The sequence below is a fragment of the Stagnimonas aquatica genome, assembly GCF_003730135.1.
Taxonomy (GTDB): Bacteria; Pseudomonadota; Gammaproteobacteria; order Nevskiales; family Nevskiaceae; genus Stagnimonas; species Stagnimonas aquatica.
The window spans coordinates 355569-378978 of record NZ_RJVO01000002.1; the positions used below are offsets into that span (position 1 = coordinate 355569).

Sequence of the window (23410 nt, forward strand, 5' to 3'; positions counted from 1 at the left end):
CGAAAAATGCTCTAGGGTTCGCCCCCATCCCGGCCTTCCCCCGCAGGCGGGGGAAGGAGACCCGCCAGATCACCATCTGAACGGCGCTAGCCCTAATCCTCTTCCGGCAGCCGCTGCACATAGTCCTCGATGGCCTGCAACAGCCGTTGCGGGTCGGACTCCTCCAGCAGTTGCTGCTTGCGCTCCGGTGCCACCGGCAGCAGCTCGCAGAGGCGGTAGGCCACCCAGGCGGCATCGTCGAAGCGCGCCGGCTGGGGAAAATTTTCGGCACCCAGCTCGCGGACCAGCCGCTCCAGCAACTGGCCGAGCAGGCGGTAGCGCTCTGGCAGTTCCAGAGGATCGGGCGGCTCGGCCAGTTCGACCTCGGCGCGGATCAGGCCGTCGGCCTCGGTCCAGCGGCGGCGGATGCGGAAGCGGCTTTCGCCGCGCGCCAGCAGCCGGAACTGGCTGGGCACCGGCATGTCCCAGTCGGCGATGCGCGCGGTGCAACCCCAGTCGCAGGGGATCGCCGGCTGACCCACCTCGTAACCGGCGCGGATCAGCGCCACGCCGAACGGGCTCTGGTCGCGCAAGCAGGCCTTGGTCATCTCCACATAGCGCGGCTCGAAGATGCGCAGCGGCAGCCTCCCGGCCGGATACAGCACCGTGGTCAGCGGGAAGATCGGAATCTCCAGCAGTGTCTGCGGCTCCATGCGCGGTCCCGGGTTCTGGCTTCCGCATTTAGCCTACGCCATTGAATCGCCGCCGCGCCGCTCCAATAGTCGTTGGCATGCCCCGTAAAGCTCTCCTGGTTCTCGGCCTGATCAGCGCCCTGCTGCATGCCTATGTCGGCTGGCGCCTGCTGCCGGATCTGCCCTGGGGTCAGACCGGCCTCGTCCTCGGCCTGCTCTGGCTGGCGGTCTCCACCCTCGCCACGCCGGCGCCTCTGCTGCTGTTGCGCGGCCTCAGGCCGCACTGGCTGGCCGATGCCCTGGCCTGGCTGGGCTATCTGGCGATGGGCGTGTTCTCCTCGCTGCTGGTGCTCACGGTCCTGCGCGACCTGCTGCTGCTCGCGGCACCGCTGCTGCCGGCGGCCTGGGCCGGCGCGCCACTGCGCGTCGTCTCGGCGCAGGCGGTGGTGCTGCTCAGCGCGCTGGTCAGCCTGGTCGGCTATTTCAACGCCCGCCGGCTGGCGCGGGTGGTGACCGTCGAGGTGCCGATCACCGGACTGCCGGCAGCACTGGCCGGCTTCCACATCGCGCAGATCAGCGACATCCATGTCGGCCACACCATCCGCCGTGGCTATCTCGACGCCATCGTCCGGCGGGTCAACGGCCTGAAGGCCGATCTGGTGGCGATCACCGGCGACGTGGTCGATGGCAGCGTCGCCCGCCTGCGCCCGCACGTCGCACCGCTCGGCGAGCTCAAGGCGCGCCACGGCGTCTATGCGGTCACCGGCAACCACGAGTACTACTCCGGCGCCGAGGCCTGGGTGGCGGAGTGGCGGCGCCTGGGCCTGCGGGTGCTGATGAACGAACACCGGGTGCTCGACCACGATGGCGCCCAGTTGCTGGTCGCGGGCGTCACCGACTACTCGGCAGGCCACTTCCACCCGGACCATCACAGCGATCCCGCCGGCGCCCTCGCCGACGCGCCCGCGCAGGTGGACCTGCGCCTGCTGCTGGCGCACCAGCCGCGCTCGGCACCGCAGGCCGCCGAGGCCGGCTACCACCTGCAACTCTCCGGCCACACCCACGGCGGCCAGTTCCTGCCCTGGAACTTCTTCGTGCCCCTGCAACAGCCCTTTACCGCCGGGCTGCGCCGGTTGCGCCAGCTCTGGGTCTACACCAGTCGCGGCACCGGCTACTGGGGACCGCCGCTGCGCTTCGGCGCGCCTTCCGAGATCACCCTGCTGCGGCTGATCGCGGCCTGAGCGCCGGCGCCGCGCCAGGCGGCTGTCCTCCGCCGTATTTGTCGCCCGGCTACTGCATTCGGCCGATGGGGCCGGCCGCCGGCTTGCGCACACTCGCGGGCAGCCCGGCACGGTGCCACCGCACCGGCCATTTCCTGGAGGGGAAATCATGCTTCTTGCCCGCAACGCGGCCCGCTGGAGCCGCGCCCTGGCGCTGGCGCTGTTCGCAATCAGCACCGGACTGAGCCAGCCCGCCACCGCCGAGATCGACAACGCCGCGCTCGCCAACCAGGCCGACAGCCGCAACTGGGCGGCCTGGGGCAAGAACTTCGACGAGCAGCGTTTCAGCACGCTCGACCAGATCAACAAGCAGACCGTCTCGCGCCTGGGCCTGGCCTGGTCGCTGGAACTCAACGATGTCTGGAACGTCTCCAGCCAGCCGCTGGCCATCGACGGTGTCCTGTACTTCGCGGTCGGCTACAGCGTGGTCCACGCCGTCGATGCCAGGACCGGCACGCTGCTGTGGAAGTACGACCCCAAGATCGACAGCAAGAAGATGCGCATGGCCTGGGGCAGCCGAGGGCTGGCGTACTGGCAGGGCAAGGTCTACACCGGCGTGCAGGACGGCCGGCTGTTCGCGCTCGACGCCAAGACCGGTCAACTGGTCTGGGAGACGCTCACCACCGAGCCGGGCGATAACCGCTACATCACCGGCGCACCGCGCGTCTGGGCGGGCAAGGACGGCAAGGGCAGGGTCATCATCGGCCACGGCGGCGCCGACTTCGGCCATGTGCGCGGCTATGTCACCGCCTACGACGCCGAGACCGGCAAGCAGGACTGGCGCTGGTGGGTAGTGCCGGGCAATCCCGCCGACGGCTTCGAGAACAAGGCGATGGAGGCAGCCGCCAAGACCTGGAGCGGCGAGTGGTGGAAGTTCGGCGGCGGCGGCACGGTCTGGAACGCGATGACCTACGACCCCGAGTTCAACCGCATCTACCTCGGCACCGGCAATGGCTCGCCCTGGAACGCCAAGCTGCGCAACCCCGGCGGCGGTGACAACCTCTACCTGTGCTCGGTGGTCGCGCTCGACGCCGACACCGGCGAATACCTCTGGCACTACCAGACCACGCCGAACGAGACCTGGGACTTCAACTCGACGATGGACATGGTGCTGGCCACCGTCGAGATAGCCGGCAAGCCGCGCAAGGTGATCTTCCACGCGCCGAAGAACGGCTTCATGTACGTGCTCGACCGCGAGACCGGCAAGCTGATCTCGGCCGAGAAGCTCGGCAAGGTCACCTGGGCCGAGAAGGTGGACATGGCCACCGGCCGGCCGGTGGAGAACAAGGGCGTGCGCTACGAGGGCGGCGAGGCGCTGACCTGGCCCGGCTCCGGCGGCCTGCACAACTGGCAGCCGATGGCCTACAGCCCGAGGACCGGGCTGGTCTACATCCCGGCGCGCGAGATGGCCGGCTACTACAACGACAAGGAGATCGACCCGCGCACCTGGCAGATGGACAAGGACGGCCCGCTGGGCATCGCCGGCTTCTTCGACGATGTACCCAAGAACGCGGGCAAGAGCTCGCTGCTGGCCTGGAACCCGCTGAGCCAGACCAAGGCCTGGGAGCTGCCGACGCCCGGCGCCACCGCCGGCGGTGTGATCGCCACCCAGGGCGGCCTGGTGTTCCAGGGCCAGGCCGATGGCAAGTTCGTTGCCCACGACGCCGACACTGGCGCGGTGCTGTGGAGCGCCGACATGGGCGTCGGCACCCAGGCGCCGCCGCTGACCTACGAGGTGGACGGCAAGCAGTACGTCAGCGTGCTCGCCGGCTGGGCCGGCGGCCAGATGCTGCTGGGCTCGCTCTCGGCCCAGCACGGCTGGGTCGGCCGCGAGCACCCGCGCCGTCTGCTGACCTTCGCGCTCGACGGCCAGGCGGCGCTGCCAGCCTCGGCCGCGCCCAGCGAGGTGAAGCCGCTGCACGAGCCCGGCTTCGCCATCGACCCGGCGCTGGCCGCCAAGGGCAAGCCGCTCTACGGCAAGAACTGCACGATCTGCCACGGCACCGGCGTGGTCGCCGGCGGCTATGCGCCGGACCTGCGCGCTTCACCGGTGCCGCTCGCCGCGCCGGCGTTCAAGGCCATCGTCCAGGGCGGCGCGCTGGAAGCGCGCGGCATGCCCAAGTTCGATGAGCTGAGCGACGAGGAGCTGGATTCGATCCGCCACTACATCCGCCTGCGCGCCGAGGAAAAGCCGACGCTGTGGTCGCAGGTCAAGGCGATCTGGGGCTTCATCGTGCTGATGGTGAAGATGGAGCTGCTCAAGCGCGGCTGGATCGACGGCTGAGGCTAGCCTCGCGGGCGATGGCGGACGCACAATGGGCTCCGCCATCGCCACCGGAGAGTCGTCATGCTCCAGCTCCGCCCCAGTTGCGAATGCTGCGACAAGGATCTGCCGCCAGACTGCGAAGACGCGCGCATCTGCTCCTTCGAGTGCACGTTCTGCGCCGATTGCGCGGACGGCCGCCTCGCGGGCATCTGCCCCAACTGCGGTGGCGGCCTTCTGCCCAGGCCGCGCCGACCGGCTCATCTGCTCGCCAAGTACCCCGCCTCCAACCAGCGCGTCCACAAACCGGCCGGCTGTCCGCCGGTGCCCAGCGCCTGATTGTCCTGGTCGGCACGGCTGACTGTGGTCAGCGGTGCCGACGCCCTCCCCAGGCCGACTCGCGCCGGCCGTTCCGCCGGAGTCCCTGATGAGCCACTACCGCCACATCCTGGTTGCCGTCGAAGCCGGCGAGGAGGCCGACCGCCTGCTCGCCCATGCCCGCGAGCTCGGACGCCTGTTCGGCGCCGAGCTGAGCGTGCTCAACGTCGTCGAGCCCATGCCCATGGACCTCAATGGCGACCTCGGGGTGATCCCCATGAACCTCGACGGCGAGATGCGCGAGCAGGCGCGCAAAACCCTGCAACCGCTGTGCGCCGCCCACGGCCTGGAACCGGCGCGCCTGCGCATCGAGGTCGGACAGATCACCGCCACCATCCTGGCGGTAGCCGCCGAGCTGGGCGCGAATCTGATCGTGCTCGGCCACCACCGCCAGCGCGGATTGGCGGCGCTGTTCTCGCATACCGACAAGGGCGTGGTCAGCAAGGCCCATTGCGATGTGCTGGCAGTGGCGCTGACGCCGGCCAAGGCCAGCGCGCAGGCCTGAATCTGCCGCGCGGTTGACCTGGGTCAACGGCCTGGCGCCGGGGGCGGTCCAGACTGACGGCATTCCTCGCAACCCCGGAGTCTGCCGTGAGCATTTACCAACACATCCTGGTGGCGGTCGAAGCCGACGAGAACGAAGGCCGCGCGCTGCTGAGTCATGCCAATCAGCTGGCCCGGCAGTTCGGCGCCAGCCTCACCGTGCTTTCGGTGGTCGAGCCGGTGCTGACCGACTTCAACGGCGACATCGGCGTGGTCCCCACCCAGTTCACCAGCGAACTGGTCGAACTGGCCGGCAAGCGCCTGCGCCCGCTGTGCGCCGCCGAGGGCCTGGACCCAGGCCGGCTGCGGGTCGAAGTCGGCCCGATCACCGCCACCATCCTGGAGGTGGCGCAGCATGTCGATGCCGACCTGATCGTCCTCGGCCATCACCCGCTGCGCGGATTCGCGGCGCTGTTCTCGCACACCGACAAGGGCGTGGTCGGCCACGCACCCTGCGACGTGCTGGCGGTGCGGCTCAAGCCGGCAAAATAAGCTGCGGCTGGCCTGGACCGCCTGCGATCAGCGCAGCATCGCCTTGAGGAAGCGTCCGGTGTGCGAGCGCTTGTTCGCCGCCACCTGTTCCGGCGTGCCGCTGGCGACGATCTCGCCACCGCCGCTGCCGCCTTCGGGGCCCAGATCAATCAGCCAGTCGGCGCGCTTGATGACATCGAGATTGTGCTCGATCACCACCACCGTGTTGCCGGCATCGCGCAGACGCTCGAGCACCTTGAGCAGCTGCGCGACATCGTGGAAGTGCAGGCCGGTGGTCGGCTCGTCGAGGATGTAGAGCGTGCGGCCGGTGTCGCGCTTGCTGAGTTCCTTCGCGAGCTTGATGCGCTGCGCTTCACCGCCGGAAAGCGTCGTCGCGTTCTGGCCCAGGGTGATGTAGCTCAGGCCGACATCCATCAGGGTTTGCAGCTTGTTCTTCAGCGCCGGCACCGCCTTGAAGAATTCCAGGCCAGCCTCGACGGTCATGCCCAGCACCTCGTCGATGCCCTTGCCCTTGTACTTGATCTCCAGCGTCTCGCGGTTGTAGCGGCGGCCCTTGCAGGTGTCGCAGACCACGTAGACATCGGGCAGGAAGTGCATCTCCACCTTGATCAGGCCGTCGCCCTCGCAGGTTTCGCAGCGGCCGCCCTTCACATTGAAGCTGAAGCGCCCGGCCTCGTAGCCGCGCGCGCGCGCCTCCGGCACCTCGCAGAACAGCTCGCGGATCGGCGTGAACAGGCCGGTGTAGGTCGCCGGGTTGCTGCGCGGGGTGCGGCCGATGGGCGACTGGTCGATGTCCACCAGCTTGTCGAGGTGCTCGAAGCCGGTGATGGCGTCGCACTCGGCCCAGCGGCTGGCGGCGCCGTTGAGATGGCGCGCCGCGTAGTTCATCAGGGTGTCGTTGATGAGCGTGGACTTGCCGGAGCCGGAGACGCCGGTGACGCAGGTCATCAAGCCGGTGGGAATCTCCACCGTGACGTTCTTCAGGTTGTTGCCGCGCGCGCCCTGGATCACCAGCATCTTCTTGGGATCGGGCTTGTGGCGCTGCTTGGGGATCGCGATCTTCTCGGCGCCAGAGAGATAGCGGCCGGTCAGCGAGTCGGGATTGTTCTCGATGTCCGCCGGCTTGCCCTGGGCGATGACGCGGCCGCCGTGCACGCCGGCACCGGGGCCGATGTCCACCACGTGGTCGGCATGGCGGATGGCGTCCTCGTCGTGCTCGACCACGATCACGGTGTTGCCGAGGTCGCGCAGGTGGAAGAGCGTCTTCAGCAGCCGCTCGTTGTCACGCTGGTGCAGGCCGATGGAGGGTTCGTCGAGCACGTACATCACGCCAACCAGACCCGCGCCGATCTGCGAGGCCAAGCGGATGCGCTGCGCCTCGCCGCCGGACAGCGTCTCGGCGCTGCGCGCCAGCATCAGGTAGTCGAGGCCGACGTTGTTGAGAAAGCCCAGACGGGCGACGATCTCCTTCAGAATCTTCTCGGCGATCTCGCCCTTGTGGCCGGGCAGCTTGAGGTCACGGAACCACTGCTCCGCCTCGCGGATCGACAGCGCGCAGAGCGTGTGCATGGGCTGATCGGCGACGAAGACATTGCGCGCCATCCGGTTGAGGCGCGCGCCGCCGCAGTCCGGGCAGGGCTTGTCGGAGAGGTACTTGGCCAGCTCCTCCTTCACCGCCAGCGACTCGGTTTCCTTGTAGCGGCGTTCGAGGTTGGGAATGATCCCCTCGAAGCGATGCACCCGGCTCACCCGCTTGCCGCTCATGTCCGGGTAGTGGAACTCGATCTTCTCCTCGCCGCTGCCGTAGAGGATCAGCCCACGGATCTTCTCGCTGAGCTTCTGGAACGGCTTGCCGGCGTCGAACTTGTAGTGCTTGGCCAGGCTTTCGATCAGCGCCCAGTAATAGGCGTTCTTGCGGTCCCAGCCCTTGATCGCGCCATCGGCCAGCGAGAGGTCGGGGGCCGCCACCACCCGCTGCGGATCGAACACCTGCAGGCTGCCGAGACCGTCGCAGGTCTGGCAGGCGCCGTGCGGGGCGTTGAAGGAGAACAGCCGCGGCTCCAGCTCCGGCACCGAGTAGCCGCAGTGCGGGCAGGCCATGCGGTTGCTGAAGGTGATCTCGGCGTGGCTGTTGGCCTCGCCATGCGGCGCCACCAGCACCAGACCATCCGCCAGTCGCAGGGCGGTCTCGAAGGACTCGGTGATGCGCTGCTTGAGGTCGGCACGCACCTTGAAGCGGTCCACGACGATCTCGATGTCGTGCTTGAGCTTGCGGTTCAAGACCGGGGTCTCGTCCAGCTCCAGCACCTTGCCATCGACCCGCGCGCGCACGAAACCCTGGGCGCGCATCTGCTCGAACCACTCGGCGTGCTCACCCTTACGGCCGCGCACCACCGGCGCCAGCAGCATCCAGGCCGAGCCCTCGGGCAGGGCCAGGACGTGATCGACCATCTGCGCCACGCTCTGCGCCTCCAGCGCCACCCCGTGGTCGGGGCAGCGGGCGGTGCCGACGCGGGCGAACAGCAGGCGCAGGTAATCCTGGATCTCGGTGACCGTGCCCACCGTCGAGCGCGGGTTGTGGCTGGTCGATTTCTGCTCGATGGAAATCGCCGGCGACAGGCCCTCGATGGCATCGACATCGGGCTTGTCCATCATCGACAGAAACTGCCGCGCGTAAGCACTCAGCGACTCGACGTAGCGCCGCTGCCCTTCCGCGTACAGGGTGTCGAAGGCCAGAGAGGACTTGCCGGACCCGGACAGCCCGGTAATCACCGTCAACCGGTCGCGCGGCAGGCTCAGCGAGACGTTCTTGAGGTTGTGGGTGCGGGCGCCACGGATCGTGATCTGGTTGCTGCTCGCGCTCATGGAGAAAGGGGCTCAAAAGTTGATCGGCTATTATGCGCGGCCTTCGCCGCCTGGATCGTCTAGCAACATGAATGCCCTGGAAATCCGCGCCACCATCGGCCTCGCGCTGATCTACGCGCTGCGGATGATCGGTATGTTCATGATCCTGCCGGTGTTCGCGCTCTACGCCCACGGCCTGCCGGTGCCGGCCAGCGACCTGCAGATCGGGCTCGCCATCGGCATCTACGGCCTGGCCCAGGCCGGCCTGCAGATTCCCCTGGGCATCGCCTCCGACCGCTGGGGCCGCAAGCCGGTGATCGTGCTGGGCCTGGCGGTATTCGCCGTCGGCAGCTTCGTCGCCGGGGCAACCCAGGACATCCACTGGATCATCGCCGGCCGCATCCTCCAGGGCCTGGGCGCGGTGTCCTCGGCGGTGTCGGCCCTGCTCGCCGACCTCACCCGCGACCAGGTCCGCACCACCGCCATGGCCATCCTCGGCGCCGGCATGGGCCTGGCCTTTCTCGGCGCCCTGGTGGCCGGGCCGGTGGTGGCCGGCCATATCGGGGTGGACGGCATCTTCCGGCTCACCGGCCTGCTCGCCCTGGGCGGCATTCCGGTGGTGCTCTGGCTGGTGCCGGGCGCGCCGCTGCCCAAGGTCAGCAATGCCGGGGTCTGGTCGGTGCTGCGCGACACCCAGTTGCTGCGCCTGGACGGCGGCATCCTGCTGCTGCACGCCCTGCTCACCGGCCTGTTCGTGGCCGCGCCGTTCGCCATCGTCGAGACCCTGGGCCTGCCCTCGGAAGCGCATTGGAAGCTCTACCTGCCGGTGCTGCTGCTATCGCTGCTGCCGGTGTTCCCGCTGGTGCGCCGCGCCGAGCAGCGCCACGCCACCCGGGGCCTGTTCATCAGCGCCATCGTCGGCCTGGCGCTGGCGCTGCCGCTGCTGTCCCTGGGCTACCGCCAGCCGGCGGTGCTGGTCGGCGCGCTGACTCTGTTCTTCATCGCCTTCAACACCCTGGAAGGCCTGCTGCCCTCGCTGATCAGCCGCCGCGCACCCGCCAACCAGCGCGGCGCGGCGCTGGGCGTCTACGGCAGCGCCCAGTTTCTCGGCCCCATGCTCGGCGGCGCCCTGCTGGGTGGGGTGAAGGGCCATTGGGGCCTGTCGGCGGCGTTCGCGGCGGCGGCCCTGCTGCCGCTGATCTGGCTATCATTCGCCACTGGCCTGCGCGCACCGCCTGCGGCAGCGGCGGCGGCCCCCACTCTCGATAAATAAAGGACAGGCTCATGGCCCGTGGCGTAAACAAAGTCATCCTCATCGGCAACCTCGGCAAAGATCCCGAGGTGCGCTACCTGCCCTCCGGCGGCGCGGTCACCAATGTCACCATCGCCACTTCCGAAAGTTGGACCGACAAGGCCACCAATGAGAAGAAGGAAAAGACCGAGTGGCACAACGTGGTGTTCTTCAACAAGCTGGCGGAAATCGCCGGCCAGTACCTGAAGAAGGGCGCCAAGGTCTACGTCGAAGGCAGCCTGCGCACCCGCAAGTGGGAGAAGGACGGCATCGACCGCTACACCACCGAGATCGTGGTCAGCGACATGCAGATGCTCGATGGCCGTGGCGGTGAAGGCGGCGGCAGCGGAGCCGGCGGTGGCGGCGGCTACGCCCGCAGCTCCGGCTACGACCAGCCGCCAGCGCGCAGCAGCGCCCCGGCCCGCCCGGCGGCGGCGGCACCGGCGCCGATGCCGGAACACGGCGGCTTCGACGACGACGACATTCCGTTCTGAGCCCTCGGCCTGAGGCCGGCGAAGCCAGTCCGGGTTTCGGGCTGGCTTTTCTTTTGCGCCTCAGCCGGCCTGACGACGGTCAGTCTCGCGCCGCGCCGGCATCCGCAGCCCTGGGGCCGCATCCGCAGACGCCACCCGGCGCCGGGCACGCTCCAGGGTGCGCCGGACCATCAGCCCCTCGACCAAACCGTCCAGGCCGCTACGGCCTTTGCCGATCAGCTCGGCGCCGACGGCGCTCAGCTCCAGCTCCGAATCCAGGCTCTGCGGCCGGCCGCTGAACACGCCGGCGTCGAGCATTTCCCGCAGCGCCAGGGCGAGGTCGGCCTCACGCAGTCCGGTGGCCTGCCAGGCCTCGGCGAAATCGCGGATACGCAGGCGTGCGCCCGGCCAATCGGCCCGGTAGTCCCGGCAGATCTGGATCACGGCCGATTCGCGGATGGTCGAGGAGATGTGCATGGCGCGGCTCCAGCTCGCAGTAGCAGGTGTTGCCTTATATCGGCGCCGGCCATGCGGCCACGAGCGCAAGCCTATGGGCAAGAATGCCCAGATCGGACCAACGGTGGCCTTGAGCCTGACCGGCGCGCAGTGCGGCAGCCATTGGGTTTTCGCCGGCAATCGGCGAGCATGGCGACCTTCCCGTCGTCCGACCCGATCCCATGAAAGCCATCGTCTGCACGCAACTCGGCGGCCCCGAGCTGCTGGAACTGCAAGAGCGCCCCTCGCCCGCGCTGCGCCCGCGCGAACTGCGGGTGGCGGTGAAGAGCGCGGGGGTCAATTTCCCCGACTCGCTGCAGATCGCCGGCAAGTACCAGATGAAGCTGGAGCCGCCGTTCACCCCGGGCGCTGAGGTGGCGGGGCTGGTGACGGAAGTGGGCAGCGCGGTGAGCCAGTACAAGGTCGGCGACGCGGTGGCTGCCTTCGTGCCCAGCGGTGGCTACGCCGAGGAGTGCGTGCTCAGCGTCGATGCCGCCCTGCCGCTGCCGACGCGACTCGCCGCTGCTGACGCTGGCGGCTTCCCGCTGGTCTACGGCACCACCCTGCACGCTCTCAAGCAGCGCGGCCAGCTCAAGGCCGGCGAGACCCTGCTGGTGCTGGGTGCGGCCGGCGGCGTCGGCCTGGCCGCAGTGCAGCTGGGCAAGCTGATGGGGGCGAAGGTGATCGCCGCCGCTTCCAGCGCCGACAAGCTGGCGCTGTGCAAGGCGCAGGGCGCCGACGCGCTGATCGACTACTCGAAGGAGTCGCTGAAGGACGCGATCAAGACCCTGACCAAGGGCCAGGGTGCCGACGTGATCTACGATCCGGTCGGTGGCGCGCTCGGCGAGGACTGTCTGTCCTGCATCGCCTGGAACGGCCGCTACCTGGTGATCGGCTTTGCCTCCGGCCCCATCCCCAACCTCGCCGCCAACCGCCTGCTGCTCAAGGGTGCTTCGGCGGTCGGTGTTTTCTGGGGCGCCTTCGCGGTGCGCGAGCCGGCGCTCAACCTCGCCAACTTCCAGCAGTTGTTCGCCTGGATCGAGGCCGGCGAGCTACAGCCCTACATCTCCGCCCGCTACCCGCTGGCCGAGGCCGGCCGCGCGCTCCGTGACATGATGGACCGCAAGGTGACCGGCAAGATCGTCCTCATCCCCTGAACACCCTCCACCGTCGCGGCGGCCCTGGCCGTCGCGCGACCCGAAAGCACTTCGATGTTTGATCGCATACTCGTCATCTGCACCGGCAACATCTGCCGCAGCCCCATCGCCGAAGGCCTGCTCAAGGCCCGCCTGAGCGGCAAGCAGGTCTGGTCCGCCGGCACCATGGCCATGGTCGGCCACGGCGCCGATCCCTACTCGGTGGAGGTGAGCGCCGAGTACGGCCTGGACATTTCCGCCCACCGCGCCCAGCAGCTCACCCTGCCCATGCTCCAGAACGCCGACCTGGTGCTCACCCTCGACGGCTCGCACAGCGCCTGGATCAACGGCCGCTACCCGCAGTTCCGTGGCAAGGTCCACAAGCTCGGCAAATGGCGCAAGGACGAGGACGTGCCCGACCCCTACCGGCATCCTCGCGAGGACTTCGTCAGCGCCTATCAGCAGATGGAAGCGCAGGTCGGCGACTGGCTGTCCAAGCTCAAATAATCGCCAGCCCGGCGAGCGGGCGACCTATAATCGCCGCCCCTTTCACAGCCCCGGCTTATCCGCCGTCCCGCTGCCATGAGCACCAATGAAACTCCCGCCACCCCGGCGGCCAGTCCGGCGTCGCCGAAGCTTTACCTGATTTCCTGGGGCTGCCAGATGAACGAGTACGACTCGTCCAAGATGGCCGACGTGCTGGCGCAGTCGCACGGCTACAGCCGCACCCAGAACCCCGAGGAAGCCGACCTGTTGCTGCTCAACACCTGCTCGGTGCGCGAGAAGGCGCAGGAGAAGGTGTTCAGCGAGCTGGGCCGCTGGAAGGAGTGGAAGGCCGCCAACCCACAGCGCGTGATCGGCGTCGGTGGCTGCGTCGCCTCGCAGGAAGGCGAGGCCTTGAGCGCCCGCGCTGGCGTGGTGGACATGGTGTTTGGCCCGCAGACCCTGCACCGCCTGCCGGAGCTGCTGGAACAGACCCGCCGCACCCAGAAGCCGGCGGTGGACGTGCGCTTTCCTGAGATCGAGAAGTTCGACCACCTGCCGGCGCCGCGCGCCGAAGGGCCGACCGCCTTCGTGTCGATCATGGAAGGCTGCTCGAAGTACTGTAGCTTCTGCATCGTGCCCTACACCCGTGGCCCGGAAGTCAGCCGGCCGCTGGACGATGTGCTGGTGGAGTGCGCGCGGCTGGCCGAGCAGGGCGTGCGTGAGATCAACCTGCTGGGCCAGAACGTCAACGCCTACCAGGGCCGCATGGGCGAAACCGGCGAGTTCTGCGATCTGGCGCTGCTGATCCACTACGTCGCGCGCATCCCCGGCATAGACCGCATCCACTACACCACCAGCCACCCTGCGGAGTTCAGCGAGGCGCTGATCGCCGCCTACGCCGAGGAGCCCAAGCTGGCCAGCTACTTGCACCTGCCGGTGCAGAGCGGCAGCGACCGCATCCTCGCCGCGATGAAGCGCGGCTACACGCGCCAGCAGTACCTCGACAAGATCGCCCGCGTGCGCCAGGTGCGGCCGGGGCTGTCGATCTCCACCGACATCATCGTCGGCTTCCCCAGCGAGTCCGAGGACGACTTCGCGGCCACGCTGGACGCGGTGGAGCAGGCCGGTTTCGACGCCGCCTTCTCCTTCCTCTACTCGCCACGCCCGGGCACCCCCGCCGCCAACCTGCGCGACAACGTGCCGGTGGAACTGAAGGAACGCCGCCTGGCCCTGCTGCAGGCGCGCATCAAGCAGCGCAGCGATGCCTTCCAGCAAGCGCTGGTCGGCAGCACCCAGCCGGTGCTGGTGGAGCGCGTCTCGCGCAAGAACGCCCGCCAGATGGCCGGCCGCACGCCTCAGAACCGCACGGTGAACTTCGATGCGCCGGCCTCGCTGATCGGCCAGTTTGTGGACGTGGAAATCACCGAGGCGATGCCGAATTCGCTGCGCGGGCGTATGGTCCGGGTGTCTTAGAATTGTTCGCCGCCTGCTGACCGGAGCACTCGATGAGCACAGCCCCGCCAAACGACAAGACCCTGGCCACCGAGATGATCGCCAAGCTACCGGAGGACGCCACCTTCGAGGACATGCAGTACCACCTGTATGTGCTGGAAAAGATACGCAAGGGTGACGAAGACATCCGTGCCGGCCGCAGCCACACCACCGAAGAGGCGCGCATCCTTCTGGCGAAATGGCTCAAACACTGATCTGGGCGACAACGGCGCTGCGCGACATTGCCGAGATCGCGGACTACATCCGCAAAGACGTACCGCAGTATGCGGATGTGATGGTGGAGCGCTTCTTGGCCTTGGGACCTTCGATCAAGGATTTCCCGCATCTGGGCCGGATGGTCCCGGAATACCGCGATCCAAACCTGCGGGAACGCTTCATCCATAGCTATCGCGTGCTCTACCGCCTCGAACCACAGCAAATCTCGGTGATCGCCGTCATCCACGGCAAACGCCTGCTTGAAGACGCTCTCGAAGGGCGCAACCCATGACCTCAACACCTGCCCATCTCGACCTCGTCCTCGAACCCGACGAGGCCGGCCGCATCGCCAGCCTCAACGGCCCCTTCGACGCCCACCTGCGGCAGATCGAGCTGCGCCTGGGCATCGAGATCCGCAACCGCGGCAACTTCTACCGCCTGCTCGGTCCCGAGGACGAGATCGCGCGCGGCCAGACCCTGCTCGAACACCTGTTCGCGCAGACCGAGACCAGCTCGCTGGCCGCCGAGCAGATCCATCTGGCGCTGCTGGAACTGAGTGGCCCGCGCCCGGCCGCCGAGGAGCTGGCGCCGGTCGAGGGCGACGAGGTGGTGGTGCGCACGAAGCGCGGCGTGGTGCGCGGCCGCACGCCGCTGCAGAAAGCCTACCTCAAGGCCATCGCCGCCCACGACGTGAGCTTCGGCATCGGCCCCGCCGGCACCGGCAAGACCTATCTCGCGGTCGCCTCGGCGGTCGCCGCGCTGGAGAAGGACCGCGTGCGCCGCATCGTGCTGGTGCGGCCGGCGGTGGAGGCCGGCGAGAAGCTGGGCTTTCTGCCCGGCGACATGGCGCAGAAAGTGGACCCCTATCTGCGGCCGCTCTACGACGGCCTCTACGAGATGCTCGGCTTCGAGCGGGTGGCGAAGCTGATCGAGAAGAACGTCATCGAGGTCGCCCCGCTCGCCTACATGCGCGGCCGCACGCTCAACGAGAGCTTCATCATTCTCGACGAGGCGCAGAACACCACCACCGAGCAGATGAAGATGTTCCTGACCCGGATTGGCTTCGGCAGTTGCGCGGTCATCACTGGCGATCTCACCCAGACCGACCTGCCCAACAAGGACCGCTCGGGCCTGAAGCACGCCATCGCCGTGCTCGACGGCGTTGCCGGCATCAGCTTCACCTACTTCCGCAAGCAGGACGTGGTGCGGCATCCGCTGGTGCAGGCCATCGTCGGCGCCTACGAGCGCCACGAAGCCGAGCAGGCATGAGCGAAATCCACATCCAGCGCGCCGTACCCGCCGCCGGCATCCCTACCGCCGCCAGCCTGCGCGGCTGGGCCGAGGCGGCGCGCGGCAGGAAGAAGGGCGAGATCACCATCCGCATCGTCGCGGCCGCCGAGAGCCAGGCGCTCAACCGCGACTTCCGTGGCAAGGACAAGCCGACCAATGTGCTGTCGTTTCCGATGGGCGAGCCCGGCTACCTGGGCGATATCGTGATCTGCGCGCCGGTGGTGGCGGCCGAGGCGGTCGAGCAGGGCAAGGCCGCCCGCGCCCACTGGGCGCACATGGTGGTGCACGGGGTGCTGCACCTGCTGGGCCACGACCATATCCAGGACGACGAGGCCGAGAAGATGGAAGCCCTGGAGCGCAAGCTGTTGGCGCGGCTTGGTTTTCCCGACCCTTACTGAAGCCTGGCAGCCCGGCCGGGGGCTTGAAAACGCCCCGTCATGGCCCAGCCTGTAAACTACCGGTCCAGCAAAAACCCCACACCGCCCGAGCCGCCCGCCCGCAAGGCCTGGCTTTTGCGAGTGTGCTGACACGATGAACGACGGCCCTAGTAGCAACCACGAAGACACTCACGAGACGACGCCCAGCCATTGGTGGAAGCGTCTGACCCTGCGCCTGGTGGGCGGCCCGCGCACCCAGGAAGACCTCAAGGACCTGCTGGAGGGTGCCCGCGAGGACGGCCTGATGGACGCCGATGCCGCCGACATGATCGACGGCGTGCTGGAAACCCGGGAGTTGCAGGCCCGCGACATCATGGTGCCGCGCGCGCAGATGGTCTGCATCGAGTCCGACTGGGGGCCGGAGCAGGTGCTCGCCGCCGTGGTCGAGTCCGGCCACTCGCGTTATCCGGTGATCGGCGACAACAAGGACGAAGTGGTCGGCGTGCTGCTGGCCAAGGACCTGCTCAAGTTCACCACCGCCACCGCCACCTTCGATCTGGCGCGGGTGATGCGCCCGACCAGCTTCGTGCCCGAGTCCAAGCGGGTCAACGTGCTGCTCAAGGACTTCAAGCGCAAGCACCAGCACATGGCCATCGTCGTCGATGAATACGGCGGAGTCGCTGGCCTGGTGACCATCGAGGACATCCTGGAAACCATCGTCGGCGAGATCGACGACGAGCACGACGAGGCCGAGGGCGCCTGGATCATCAAGCAGGACGAGCGCCGCTACGTGGTCAACGCGCTGACGCCGATCGAGGAGTTCAACGAGCACTTCAACGCCGAGTTCAGCGACGAGGAATTCGACACCGTCGGCGGCCTGGTGGTGCACCACTTCGGGCACCTGCCAAGGCGCGGCGAGAGCGTGAAGATCGGCCGCTTCCAGTTCAGCGTGCAGCGCGCCGACTCGCGGCGCGTGCAGCAGTTGCAAGTGCTGCTGTCCCAGGACTGATGTCCGCCCTGCGCCACTGGCTGGCCGCGAGCCTGCTGGCCCTGCTCGCCTGGCTGCCTGCCGCACAGGCCCAGGCGGAGCCGGCCTCGGCACCGGCGCCGCGCATCAGCCTGCTCAGCTTCGCGCCCGGCCCGGTGTACTGGCAGCGCTTCGGCCACAACGCGCTGATGGTCGAACCCGGCGATGGCAGCGCCACCGCCGTCTACAACTACGGCATCTTCGACTTCTTCCAGAAGAACTTCTTCCTCAACTTCGCACGCGGCCACATGCTCTACCGGCTGGCGGCGATCCCGGTGCCGAACACGCTCGCCGAGTACGCCGCCGAAGGCCGCTGGGTGTACGTGCAGGAACTGGCCCTGAGCGAGACACAGGCGCGCCAGTTGGCTGCCTTCCTGGCCGACAACGCCCTGCCGCAGAACGCCGAGTACCGCTACGACTACTTCCTCTCCAACTGCTCGACGCGGGTGCGCGATGCGCTCGACCAGACCCTCGGCGGCGCGCTGAAACAGGCCTGGAGCGGGCAACCCAGCGGCAGCAGTTTCCGCCGCGAGGCCACCCGCCTGATGTCGCCGGTGCCGGCGCTGATGCTGGGCATGGACTACATCCTCGGCCCCGCCGCCGACCGGCCGATCAGCCTTTGGGAGCAGGCCTTCGTGCCCGAGGTGCTGATGCGCGCGGTGCGCGCGGTGCGCGTCGATGGTCAGCCGCTGGTGGCGCGCGAAGGCTACTGGCTGCCGCCCGCCGGCGGCCCGGAGGCGCCCGAGCAAGCCTTTGGCTACACCCTGCCCGCCCTGTTGCTGGGCGCTCTGCTGGCGACGGCGCTCGTCCTGCTGCACCGCCAGCGTCGGCGCCCCGCCGCACGCGGCGCCTACCTGGTGCTGGCGCTGCTGCCCAGCCTGCTCTCCGGCCTGGGCGGCGTGGTGCTGTTGGCGGCCTGGACGCTGACCGACCACTGGGCGATGTGGGCCAACCACAATCTGCTGCTGTTCAGTCCCCTGAGCCTGCTGCTGATCCCCAGTCTCGCCGGCAGCGCCCGCGCGCAATGGCGGCCGGGGCGGACGCAGCGTCTGCTGGCGGCGCTGATCGCCTTCGGCGCCCTGCTCAGCCTGCCGCTGCAACTCTTGCCGGGCGCTCAGCAGCAACTGCCCTGGATCGCCTTTTGGCTGCCGGTGCATGCCGTGCTCGCCTGGAACCTGCGCCAGAGCGGCCGGGCGCCGCCGGTGGCGACGCGCTAGCACCACGCAATTCAAGTGCGCCCCAAAATCCCCTCCCCTGCGCAGCGGGGGAGGGCCAGGGAGGGGGCGTTTGTTCCCGGCGAATCCCTTAGCGCAAATAACGTCCCCATCCCGACCTTCCCCCGCTACGCAGGGGAAGGAGACCAGCGCCTTACCCAAACGCGCCGCAGCCCCTCAAACCTCCCACCCCGGATTCGCCCGCCCCAGACGCCGCAGCAGGCCCGGCCAGACCAGCGCGCCGCCCAGCCCCTTGGTGACCGCCGCCGCCTGCGCCTGGATACCGGCCAGGATCGGCGCCGGAATCGGCAACAACTCGCCGCCGCCGGACTGCGCCCGCACCTGGATCATGCAGGCCGCCTCGAACAGGTACATGGCGAGGAAGGCGTCGGCCACCGTGCCACCTGCGGTCAGCAGGCCATGGTTGCGCAGCATCAGAAAGGCCTTGTCGCCGAGATCGCGCACCAACCGTGGCTTCTCGTCGGCATTGAGCGCCACGCCCTCGTAGTCGTGGTAACCCAGGCTCGCCAGCACGAACAGGCTCTGCTGGCTGATCGGCAACAGCCCACCCTTCTGCGCCGAGACCGCGATGCCATTGAGAGAGTGCACATGCATCACGCAGTGCGCGTCCTCGCGCGCCGCATGCACCGCGCTGTGGATGGTGAAGCCGGCCGGGTTGATGAAGTGCGGCGTCTTCATCACCGGCTTGCCGTCGAGATCGACCTTCACCAGCGAGCTGGCGGTGATTTCCTCGAACAGGAAGCCATACGGGTTGATGAGGAAATGATGCTCCGGCCCCGGCACCCGCGCCGAGATGTGGGTGAACACCAGATCGTCCCAGCCGAACAGCCGCACCAGCCGGTAGGCGGCGGCCAGATCGCAGCGACGCTGCCACTCCTCGGCACTGACGTGTTCCTTCACGGACGGGGTTTCGATGGTGCTCATCGCGCGCTCCTCGGATGATGGTTGTAGTCCGGGCATTCTGCGCCAGGACGTTGGCGCCGGCGCGGAAATGACAAGCAGGGCCGAGTTTCCCTAGATTGCCGGCATCCACAGGGAGCCCGACATGCCAACCACCGCCCATTTCAGCCCGGCCACCTTCAAGTTTCTGCGCGCGCTGGCCAAGAACAACAGCAAGGACTGGTTCGCCGCCCACAAGGCCGAATACGAGGCGGCCGTGAAGGCGCCCTGCCTCGCCTTCATCGCCGACCTCGCCGCGCCGCTGGCCAAGATCAGCCCGCAGATGGTCGCCAGCCCCAAGCCGGTGGGCGGCTCGCTGTTCCGCATCTACCGCGACACGCGCTTCAGCGGCGACAAGACGCCGTACAAGACCCACGCCGGAATGAGCTTTTTCCACGCCGCCACCAAGCAGGTCGCGCGCGCCGCCGGCGCCAACGCGATGATGGGTCGGCTCGACGCGCCGGGCTTCTACCTGCATCTGGAGCCCGGCGCGAGCTTTCTCGGCGGCGGCCTCTGGCACCCGCAGCCCGACACCTTGAAACGCATCCGCGCCAACATCGTCAGCAATCCCGCAAGCTGGAAGAAGGCCACGCGCGACCCGAAGTTTCTGAAGCTGTTCGCGCTGGGCGGCGACAGTCTGCAACGCCCGCCCGCCGGCTACCCGGCCGACCACGAACTGATCGAGGACTTGAAGCGCAAGGATTTCGTCGCGAGTTGTGCGCTCAGCGACGAGGAAGTCTGCGCGCCGGGCTTTCTGAAAGAGGCCGTACGCCGCTATGCGCTGATGGCGCCGATGATTGACTGGCTGTGTACTTCACTGGACCTGGAGTTCTGACTAGAACCTAGACGGGCAAAGGGCACTGTGCCTCCTTCGCCTCTTCAGTCACCAACGTACGCGCCAACGCCCCCCCCCGGTGCAAGCACTGCAGTGCGCAAGGGTCTTCCAATCGCTTCTCCCCTCAAGCTTCAACAGGCCTTTTTCTGCTTGGATACCTTTGAAGGCCGGCTTCCAGTTCGACTCCTTGTGGTTACATTCCTTGGTCTGTACCAAGGCATCTACGCCACCGCCACTGCCGATTTTCTTGTAAAACCTAGTCTCACCCGGTTGAGGCGGAATATGCGATGCCGAATCGCTTCCCCCCTCATCGGAATCATCCCGAGCTGAATCTCGCCCCGGTACCGCATAGGTAGCAGCTACCAATTTTGAGTTGAGCGAATGAATGGTTTGCTCAGCTTCCCGGAGGCGTTCCGTCAACTTGGCATTTTCTTCGACGATAGAGTCCAAGGCCTGATCACGGGCCTGGGATTCGAGCGCGTTGATTCTCTCTTTCTCGCCTGTCGTGCGAATATCCCGGAGGATTCGTGGCGGGGTAATTGTCCATGCAGCAACTGACATAATTTCCTTGCGGAGTACCGCCAGGAATCGATTGCGTCCACTTTCATCTGTTCCGAACAATGCAAGTCTGGACGCCAGCCAGTTAATTCCCGCCAATGAGCGGCCAACGGTAGCGCCGGGCCAATAAAGGCGAACCGCCCCGAGGTAGCATGAATCTCGCGGCCCGAGTTCATCGGTCAGAATCCAAGACGACTCAGCACTAACAACTGCAACGTATGCTAGGCCAACTAGGTGCTCTGCGACCTTTAGGTGAAGATCAAGCCAGACCCTCTCGTCTTCATCATTCGAGACGACAACGACAGGAAACCGGCGACCGCCAGCTCGGAGCACGCCGCACAGTTCTTTGGCGCTAACGGCATCGGTCGCGTCGAATGCCACTGCGCCCGGCAAGACCTTGCCGAAAGACTTCCAGTCCGAAAAGCGATTCACCATCGCCCGAATCACCCAAGGGCAACGCGGGTAGAGCCCCATAGGAGCGATCCTTGATTCGCCGGGGGTAGCAGACAGCGAAGCGTAAACCGTCACCCGATCAGCGGCACTCGCAATTTGGATGCTAGTGGTGAACATGGCACCGGCATATGCAGTCTCGATCAGCTCAATCTCACGCAAAGAGCCTAGACTGCTTTCCAACACCCGACGTTGAAATTGGCCGGTACCGTCACCGGTCTTCGAGACAAACGATCCATCAGTCGCCCGAACTGTCTCGACACCCTTATAGGCCAACCACTCGTCAACAAGCTGGTCGAGTACTTCTAAGCGGCCGCTCACGTCCCCCACCACCGCTTCAAACGAATACGCTGCGAGATTCTGCATATCGTGCCCTCCCTAGGCCTCAGTGATAGTACACAGCTGCAATCTTAGGGCGAGCAAAGTCAAACGGACCCACTCGAATCGCCAGAGCAAATGAAGCGCGGGCTAAAGTCCGCCCTACGTCTGCAATCTGACCTAAAGCCGAATCATCACGAAGTGAACGACGCGCCGTTGCAGTTTCCCGGCTTTTAGGAATTCACCGCCAAGTGTGTATTGGCTATCAGCTAAATACTTGCTCTCAGGCTGCATGGCGGGCGCACGCGACGCGCGGGGGGGGGGAGTCATGGCGGCGAACCAGCAACCGCGCAGGTGAGTACGCCGTAGCGTAAGCCCCCTTACCCAAACGGCCGGAGTAGTCTCTTCGTCACAAGGTCGCGCCAAGACGCGGCCGTGGAGGAGACCGATGATCATTTCCAAACCCCTGCGGCTCGCAGCCGCAGTCTCGTGGCTGCTGAGCAGCGCCGCGCTGGCGATCCCTGAAGGCCCGGCGCCGAACACGCCGGCCTGGGTGCAGCGCGAGGCGCTGAACTACGCAAAGACCACCGAGGCGCCCACCGAACAGTTGCTGCCGGCCTTCCAGGCGCGCTGGCTGCCGCAGTCCACGGCCAACCTCGTCGAGTGGAACCAGCGCGCGCTGGGCGACAGTAGCTGGCTGCTGCTGCCGAGTGGCAACACGCCGGTGCTGCCGCTCTGCACAACCTGGGCACTGCAGTGCGCGGGCGACCCCTTCCGCTACCCGGGCTTCGATCCGTTTTATGAGAACGAGGCCGAGGTCATTCCGCTGGTGATCTACGACCAAGGCTGTGCGCGACTCTCGGGACGAGTGTGGGCGCCGAAAGGCAGTCGTGCCGGCGCCAACCTGCCGGCAGTGGTGATCGAGAACGGCAGCATCCAGGCCCCGGAGCCGCTGTACTGGTGGATGGCGCAGGCGCTGGTGCGGCAGGGCTATGTGGTGATGAGCTTCGACCCGCGCGGCCAGGGCCGCAGCGACCAGCAGACTCCCTCCGGGGAGCAAGGCAGCAACCTCAACTCGGCGGTGTTCTGGGAGGGTCTGGTCAACGTCATCGACTTCTTCCGTTCGACGCCGGTGATGCCCTACCCGCACAACGCCAGTTGCGCTGGCACTTACCCGACCCCGGTCACCGACTTCAACCCGTTTCACGACCGTATCGACCGGGCACGGCTGGGCATCGCCGGCCACTCGCTGGGCGCAACCGGGGTGTCGGTGGTGCAGGCCTACGGCGGCGAGGGCGCGGAGCCCTGGCCCGGACGGCTCGACCGCGAGAATCCGGTGAAGGTGATCGTTGCCTGGGATTCGCTGCGCGCGCCCGGCGCCGCCAGCAGCGGCACCCCGGCCGTGGTGGCGCGAGTGCCGGCGATGGGGCAGACCAGCGAGTACGGCATCGGCGGCACGCCCTTCACGCAAGCGCCCGACCCGGAGTCCGACAAGGCGGCCTACAGCGCCTGGCGCGACGCTGGCGTGCCGGTATACCAGCTCACCATCCAGGGCTCGACGCACTTCGAGTGGAGCCTGATCCCGACCTTTCCCGCCACCAGCTGGTGCCCGGAAGTGGTCGACGGTCAGTGCGTCGGTGGCTGGGGACGGCCGCTGGCCGAGAACTACTCGCTGGCCTGGTTCGACCGCTGGCTCAAGCAACCGGGCGAGGCGGGCTATGACGATGCCGACGCGCGCCTGCTGGCCGACAGCGACTGGGTGGATCGCTACAGCTTCTACGCGCGTTCGGCGCGGGCCTTCCCCAAGCGCGACGGCAGCCCGGCGCTCTGCGAGGACATCCGCGCCGGCTGCGGCTGCCAAGGCGAGTCCAGCAGCAGCTCCAGCAGTTCCGGGGCCAGTGGCTCAACATCCGGCAGCAGCAGTTCCGGCTCGGGTAGCGGCAGCGGATCGAGCAGCGGCGGCGGCACCAGCGGCAGTAGCACGAGCGGGGGCTCGGCGAGCGGTTCGGGGAGCGGGTCCGGCAGCAGCTCGGGCTCGTCGTCGTCGAGCAGCTCAGGGGGCAGCTCTGGCGGCTGCGAGCCAGAGGGCTCGTCCAGCAGCTCCAGCTCCGGCAGCAGCAGCGGCAGCAGTGGCAGTAGTGGCAGCAGCACTGGCTCCGGCAGCTCCTCCGGCGGTGCGCCGGGTGGCTCCTCGGGTGCGGCCAGCGGCGGCGGCGCGCTAACGGCTTCGCTGCTGCTCGGCCTCTTGCTACTCGGCAGCCGTCGCCGCGCGCGCTGAATCTTGCGGCGGATCCGGCGGCCGACAGCCGCCGGTCACCGCCA

At 67.6% G+C, this 23410-nt stretch carries 23 protein-coding genes; 18 read left to right on the plus strand and 5 right to left on the minus strand.

Translation table 11 applies throughout. The annotated features are described in order from the left end of the window. Positions 1-92: 92 nt before the first annotated feature. The gene (locus ED208_RS06105) at positions 93-692 is read right to left on the minus strand and encodes an LON peptidase substrate-binding domain-containing protein (protein ID WP_123210986.1); all 600 of its coding nucleotides are present in this window, start codon (positions 690-692) and stop codon (positions 93-95) included. A gap of 77 nt (positions 693-769) precedes the next feature. Here ED208_RS06105 and ED208_RS06110 point away from each other — a divergent pair, with 77 nt between their 5' ends. The 5 genes from ED208_RS06110 to ED208_RS06130 all read left to right on the plus strand — a co-directional run bounded on the left by ED208_RS06110 (position 770) and on the right by ED208_RS06130 (position 5627). Next, positions 770-1912 carry a metallophosphoesterase gene (locus ED208_RS06110; RefSeq protein WP_123210987.1) on the plus strand — a complete coding sequence of 381 codons (1143 nt, stop codon included), beginning with the start codon at positions 770-772 and terminating at the stop codon, positions 1910-1912. A gap of 148 nt (positions 1913-2060) precedes the next feature. Then, positions 2061-4235, plus strand: a complete 2175-nt coding sequence (locus tag ED208_RS06115) for a PQQ-dependent dehydrogenase, methanol/ethanol family (protein ID WP_123210988.1) — start codon at positions 2061-2063, stop codon at positions 4233-4235. A 63-nt stretch (positions 4236-4298) separates the two neighbouring features. Continuing rightward, positions 4299-4553, plus strand: a complete 255-nt coding sequence (locus ED208_RS06120; protein ID WP_123210989.1) for a DUF1272 domain-containing protein — start codon at positions 4299-4301, stop codon at positions 4551-4553. Between the two features lie 88 nt (positions 4554-4641). Further along, the gene (locus ED208_RS06125; RefSeq protein ID WP_123210990.1) at positions 4642-5097 is read left to right on the plus strand and encodes a universal stress protein; all 456 of its coding nucleotides are present in this window, start codon (positions 4642-4644) and stop codon (positions 5095-5097) included. Between the two features lie 86 nt (positions 5098-5183). Next, positions 5184-5627, plus strand: coding sequence for a universal stress protein (locus tag ED208_RS06130; protein ID WP_158608463.1), 444 nt, complete (start codon positions 5184-5186; stop codon positions 5625-5627). Positions 5628-5654: 27 nt separating this feature from the next. Here ED208_RS06130 and uvrA read toward each other — a convergent pair whose 3' ends face one another. After that, entirely contained in the window at positions 5655-8492 is a 2838-nt protein-coding gene (uvrA, locus tag ED208_RS06135) for an excinuclease ABC subunit UvrA (RefSeq protein WP_123210992.1), read from the minus strand. A 67-nt stretch (positions 8493-8559) separates the two neighbouring features. On the opposite strand from uvrA, the gene ED208_RS06140 reads away from it, so the two are divergent. After that, on the plus strand, positions 8560-9744 hold the full coding sequence (locus ED208_RS06140; protein WP_123210993.1) for an MFS transporter: 1185 nt from the start codon (positions 8560-8562) through the stop codon (positions 9742-9744). 11 nt (positions 9745-9755) lie between these two features. After that, complete coding sequence (gene ssb / locus ED208_RS06145) at positions 9756-10256, plus strand: single-stranded DNA-binding protein (RefSeq protein ID WP_123210994.1); 501 nt, start codon at positions 9756-9758, stop codon at positions 10254-10256. A 60-nt stretch (positions 10257-10316) separates the two neighbouring features. On the opposite strand, the gene ED208_RS06150 is transcribed toward ssb, so the two are convergent. Continuing rightward, the gene (locus ED208_RS06150) at positions 10317-10712 is read right to left on the minus strand and encodes a hypothetical protein (RefSeq protein WP_123210995.1); all 396 of its coding nucleotides are present in this window, start codon (positions 10710-10712) and stop codon (positions 10317-10319) included. 200 nt (positions 10713-10912) lie between these two features. Here ED208_RS06150 and ED208_RS06155 point away from each other — a divergent pair, with 200 nt between their 5' ends. The 9 genes from ED208_RS06155 to ED208_RS06195 all read left to right on the plus strand — a co-directional run bounded on the left by ED208_RS06155 (position 10913) and on the right by ED208_RS06195 (position 17970). After that, positions 10913-11887: an NADPH:quinone oxidoreductase family protein gene (locus ED208_RS06155; RefSeq protein ID WP_123210996.1), complete on the plus strand. Its 975-nt coding sequence runs from the start codon at positions 10913-10915 to the stop codon at positions 11885-11887. Between the two features lie 54 nt (positions 11888-11941). Then, entirely contained in the window at positions 11942-12373 is a 432-nt protein-coding gene (locus tag ED208_RS06160; RefSeq protein WP_123210997.1) for a low molecular weight protein-tyrosine-phosphatase, read from the plus strand. 75 nt (positions 12374-12448) lie between these two features. Next, on the plus strand, positions 12449-13825 hold the full coding sequence (gene miaB, locus ED208_RS06165) for a tRNA (N6-isopentenyl adenosine(37)-C2)-methylthiotransferase MiaB (RefSeq protein ID WP_123210998.1): 1377 nt from the start codon (positions 12449-12451) through the stop codon (positions 13823-13825). Between the two features lie 32 nt (positions 13826-13857). Next, positions 13858-14058 carry a hypothetical protein gene (locus ED208_RS06170; RefSeq protein ID WP_123210999.1) on the plus strand — a complete coding sequence of 67 codons (201 nt, stop codon included), beginning with the start codon at positions 13858-13860 and terminating at the stop codon, positions 14056-14058. Further along, positions 14043-14351 carry a type II toxin-antitoxin system RelE/ParE family toxin gene (locus ED208_RS06175; RefSeq protein WP_123211000.1) on the plus strand — a complete coding sequence of 103 codons (309 nt, stop codon included), beginning with the start codon at positions 14043-14045 and terminating at the stop codon, positions 14349-14351. The genes ED208_RS06170 and ED208_RS06175 overlap by 16 nt, the downstream gene beginning before the upstream one ends. Next, positions 14348-15328, plus strand: a complete 981-nt coding sequence (locus tag ED208_RS06180) for a PhoH family protein (RefSeq protein ID WP_123211001.1) — start codon at positions 14348-14350, stop codon at positions 15326-15328. Before ED208_RS06175 ends, ED208_RS06180 begins: the two co-directional genes overlap by 4 nt. Continuing rightward, positions 15325-15747: an rRNA maturation RNase YbeY gene (gene ybeY / locus ED208_RS06185; protein ID WP_123211002.1), complete on the plus strand. Its 423-nt coding sequence runs from the start codon at positions 15325-15327 to the stop codon at positions 15745-15747. Before ED208_RS06180 ends, ybeY begins: the two co-directional genes overlap by 4 nt. Before the next feature lie 133 nt (positions 15748-15880). Beyond that, complete coding sequence (locus ED208_RS06190; RefSeq protein WP_123211003.1) at positions 15881-16735, plus strand: CorC family transporter; 855 nt, start codon at positions 15881-15883, stop codon at positions 16733-16735. Then, positions 16735-17970, plus strand: coding sequence for a lipoprotein N-acyltransferase Lnb domain-containing protein (locus ED208_RS06195; protein ID WP_123211004.1), 1236 nt, complete (start codon positions 16735-16737; stop codon positions 17968-17970). The genes ED208_RS06190 and ED208_RS06195 overlap by 1 nt, the downstream gene beginning before the upstream one ends. A 174-nt stretch (positions 17971-18144) precedes the next feature. Here ED208_RS06195 and ED208_RS06200 read toward each other — a convergent pair whose 3' ends face one another. Continuing rightward, entirely contained in the window at positions 18145-18912 is a 768-nt protein-coding gene (locus ED208_RS06200) for a class II aldolase/adducin family protein (RefSeq protein WP_123211005.1), read from the minus strand. Positions 18913-19033: 121 nt separating this feature from the next. Between ED208_RS06200 and ED208_RS06205 the strand changes: the two genes are divergently transcribed. Further along, positions 19034-19762, plus strand: a complete 729-nt coding sequence (locus tag ED208_RS06205) for a DUF2461 domain-containing protein (protein WP_123211006.1) — start codon at positions 19034-19036, stop codon at positions 19760-19762. Between the two features lie 48 nt (positions 19763-19810). Here ED208_RS06205 and ED208_RS17050 read toward each other — a convergent pair whose 3' ends face one another. After that, complete coding sequence (locus ED208_RS17050; RefSeq protein ID WP_148044702.1) at positions 19811-21136, minus strand: hypothetical protein; 1326 nt, start codon at positions 21134-21136, stop codon at positions 19811-19813. A 400-nt stretch (positions 21137-21536) separates the two neighbouring features. Between ED208_RS17050 and ED208_RS06210 the strand changes: the two genes are divergently transcribed. Then, positions 21537-23366, plus strand: coding sequence for an alpha/beta hydrolase (locus ED208_RS06210; protein ID WP_123211007.1), 1830 nt, complete (start codon positions 21537-21539; stop codon positions 23364-23366). Positions 23367-23410: the final 44 nt, after the last annotated feature.

What these genes read in the sequence shown, in the direction of transcription:
- ED208_RS06105 (WP_123210986.1), bottom strand. Translation starts at nt 692, where the DNA reads ATGGAGCCGCAGACACTGCTGGAGATTCCGATCTTCCCGCTGACCACG.
- ED208_RS06110 (WP_123210987.1), top strand. Translation starts at nt 770, where the DNA reads ATGCCCCGTAAAGCTCTCCTGGTTCTCGGCCTGATCAGCGCCCTGCTG.
- ED208_RS06115 (WP_123210988.1), top strand. Translation starts at nt 2,061, where the DNA reads ATGCTTCTTGCCCGCAACGCGGCCCGCTGGAGCCGCGCCCTGGCGCTG.
- ED208_RS06120 (WP_123210989.1), top strand. Translation starts at nt 4,299, where the DNA reads ATGCTCCAGCTCCGCCCCAGTTGCGAATGCTGCGACAAGGATCTGCCG.
- ED208_RS06125 (WP_123210990.1), top strand. Translation starts at nt 4,642, where the DNA reads ATGAGCCACTACCGCCACATCCTGGTTGCCGTCGAAGCCGGCGAGGAG.
- uvrA (WP_123210992.1), bottom strand. Translation starts at nt 8,492, where the DNA reads ATGAGCGCGAGCAGCAACCAGATCACGATCCGTGGCGCCCGCACCCAC.
- ED208_RS06140 (WP_123210993.1), top strand. Translation starts at nt 8,560, where the DNA reads ATGAATGCCCTGGAAATCCGCGCCACCATCGGCCTCGCGCTGATCTAC.
- ssb (WP_123210994.1), top strand. Translation starts at nt 9,756, where the DNA reads ATGGCCCGTGGCGTAAACAAAGTCATCCTCATCGGCAACCTCGGCAAA.
- ED208_RS06150 (WP_123210995.1), bottom strand. Translation starts at nt 10,712, where the DNA reads ATGCACATCTCCTCGACCATCCGCGAATCGGCCGTGATCCAGATCTGC.
- ED208_RS06155 (WP_123210996.1), top strand. Translation starts at nt 10,913, where the DNA reads ATGAAAGCCATCGTCTGCACGCAACTCGGCGGCCCCGAGCTGCTGGAA.
- ED208_RS06160 (WP_123210997.1), top strand. Translation starts at nt 11,942, where the DNA reads ATGTTTGATCGCATACTCGTCATCTGCACCGGCAACATCTGCCGCAGC.
- miaB (WP_123210998.1), top strand. Translation starts at nt 12,449, where the DNA reads ATGAGCACCAATGAAACTCCCGCCACCCCGGCGGCCAGTCCGGCGTCG.
- ED208_RS06170 (WP_123210999.1), top strand. Translation starts at nt 13,858, where the DNA reads ATGAGCACAGCCCCGCCAAACGACAAGACCCTGGCCACCGAGATGATC.
- ED208_RS06175 (WP_123211000.1), top strand. Translation starts at nt 14,043, where the DNA reads ATGGCTCAAACACTGATCTGGGCGACAACGGCGCTGCGCGACATTGCC.
- ED208_RS06180 (WP_123211001.1), top strand. Translation starts at nt 14,348, where the DNA reads ATGACCTCAACACCTGCCCATCTCGACCTCGTCCTCGAACCCGACGAG.
- ybeY (WP_123211002.1), top strand. Translation starts at nt 15,325, where the DNA reads ATGAGCGAAATCCACATCCAGCGCGCCGTACCCGCCGCCGGCATCCCT.
- ED208_RS06190 (WP_123211003.1), top strand. Translation starts at nt 15,881, where the DNA reads ATGAACGACGGCCCTAGTAGCAACCACGAAGACACTCACGAGACGACG.
- ED208_RS06195 (WP_123211004.1), top strand. Translation starts at nt 16,735, where the DNA reads ATGTCCGCCCTGCGCCACTGGCTGGCCGCGAGCCTGCTGGCCCTGCTC.
- ED208_RS06200 (WP_123211005.1), bottom strand. Translation starts at nt 18,912, where the DNA reads ATGAGCACCATCGAAACCCCGTCCGTGAAGGAACACGTCAGTGCCGAG.
- ED208_RS06205 (WP_123211006.1), top strand. Translation starts at nt 19,034, where the DNA reads ATGCCAACCACCGCCCATTTCAGCCCGGCCACCTTCAAGTTTCTGCGC.
- ED208_RS17050 (WP_148044702.1), bottom strand. Translation starts at nt 21,136, where the DNA reads ATGCAGAATCTCGCAGCGTATTCGTTTGAAGCGGTGGTGGGGGACGTG.
- ED208_RS06210 (WP_123211007.1), top strand. Translation starts at nt 21,537, where the DNA reads ATGATCATTTCCAAACCCCTGCGGCTCGCAGCCGCAGTCTCGTGGCTG.